Source organism: Leptospira soteropolitanensis (genome assembly GCF_026151655.1).
In the GTDB taxonomy this organism is placed as follows: Bacteria; Spirochaetota; Leptospiria; order Leptospirales; family Leptospiraceae; genus Leptospira_A; species Leptospira_A soteropolitanensis.
This window is the reverse complement of sequence record NZ_JAMQPN010000054.1, coordinates 1-1397: the sequence shown is the minus strand read 5'-3', so window position 1 is coordinate 1397 and position 1397 is coordinate 1. Positions and strand designations below refer to the sequence as shown.

The 1397-nt window shown below is 34.6% G+C and carries 2 protein-coding genes; both read right to left on the bottom strand.

The window, feature by feature from the left end; translation table 11 throughout:
* Positions 1-662: 662 nt before the first annotated feature.
* A complete protein-coding gene (locus tag ND811_RS19225; RefSeq protein ID WP_015675632.1) occupies positions 663-944 on the bottom strand; it encodes a helix-turn-helix transcriptional regulator in 282 nt (93 codons plus the stop codon).
* On the bottom strand, positions 941-1324 hold the full coding sequence (locus ND811_RS19220) for a type II toxin-antitoxin system RelE/ParE family toxin (RefSeq protein ID WP_135743542.1): 384 nt from the start codon (positions 1322-1324) through the stop codon (positions 941-943). Before ND811_RS19220 ends, ND811_RS19225 begins: the two co-directional genes overlap by 4 nt.
* Between the last annotated feature and the right edge of the window lie 73 nt (positions 1325-1397).

Sequence of the window (1397 nt, the reverse complement as noted above, 5' to 3'; positions counted from 1 at the left end):
AAGACTAACCGAAGTAGGCCTGCCCTGAGTCCCGACGGGACGTTAGGGACTGGAACGACGCTTGCGTAAGCAAGAGGAGTGCCAGAAGCCTATGTGTCGCAGACCAAGCGAGGGCGCAAGTCCCGAAGCGAAGCGGTTAGTCGATGTTAATTGCAGTGTCCAATGAATAGTAAAGAATTCGTATAGGAAGGTAAAGAAGTAATATCTATTTTCTTGAAATTAGATCTTCTTAATTTCTTAAATTAATTTTCGCGTGAATATCCCAAACAGAGTAAGGTAAAACAGAACTGTGCGAGAAAATAGCAAGTTAATATAAATAATGAGAAAGACGCTAAAAGAAACTAAGCTTTGATAGAATTCTTCAATTTTTTCTTTTCTTATTTCTTCGTCTTTCTCATTTCTTTTTTCTCTTTTCACACGCCTTGAATAAAAAGATTCAGCGAAAATTTGAAAGAAGAATATCTTAAATTCTTTTTTCTTGGACATTGCAATTAACGAACTAGACTAACCGACGTAGGCTGACCCTGAGTCCCAGCGGGACGTTAGGGACTGGCACGGAGCTTGCGTATGCAAGCGAGTGACAGAAAGCCTATGTGTCGCAGACCAAGCGAGGGCGAAGTCCCGAAGCGCAGCGGTTAGCCGCTGTTATACGTCGTCTGAAACTAAGCCGAAAGTTTTCTGTTTTTAATTGATATTTCCATATCTAATGCATGGCATACTTTCAAAAATGTAGATAAGTTGCAATTAACGCCATTTTCAATTTTTGATAGTTGCTGTTGAGTAACATGTGCTTTTTTCGCTAAATCAGATTGTGATAATCCCTTTTTTTCTCTCAAAGATTGTAACTCAATAGAGATATTAACAAGTTCTTTCTCTTCCTCAAATTTTTCCTTAAAAGATCTACTTTTTAATTTAGTATCTAAATGATTCTTTAACGATCTCATAAATTTAACTCCTTTAAGTTTTTTTCAGTATATTTTTGTAAGAAAGTTTCTCTTCTTTTAATAGCTTTGCTAATTTCAGCTTTAGGAACTTTTTCTGTATTTTTAACAAATTGATTTGTAAGTATAATATAGTCTTTATAACAAAAGAAATATAAAATTCTAATCTGCGATCCAGAAAGTTTAATTCTTAATTCATGAATTCCATCAATTAAAAGATCTGCGTATGGTCTAGGGAGATTTGGGCCTAACTCAGCAAGTTTATCTAACCAAGCGAATATTTTTGCCTGGTTTCTTTCATCCTTAGAATTTATGAAAATCTCAATTTCGGAAGGTATATCCTTTTTTTCCGAAAAATAGAGAATTTTCCATTTCTTTTGCACACTTGACATTACATCGAAAATGATGTAATGTCAATCCTTATTTAAAGTTTTGTATTTATTTTTCAGATGTCGT

Bases quoted from the DNA above. Each gene is read 5' to 3' on its own strand.
- ND811_RS19225 (WP_015675632.1), bottom strand. From the start codon at position 944: ATGAGATCGTTAAAGAATCATTTAGATACTAAATTAAAAAGTAGATCT.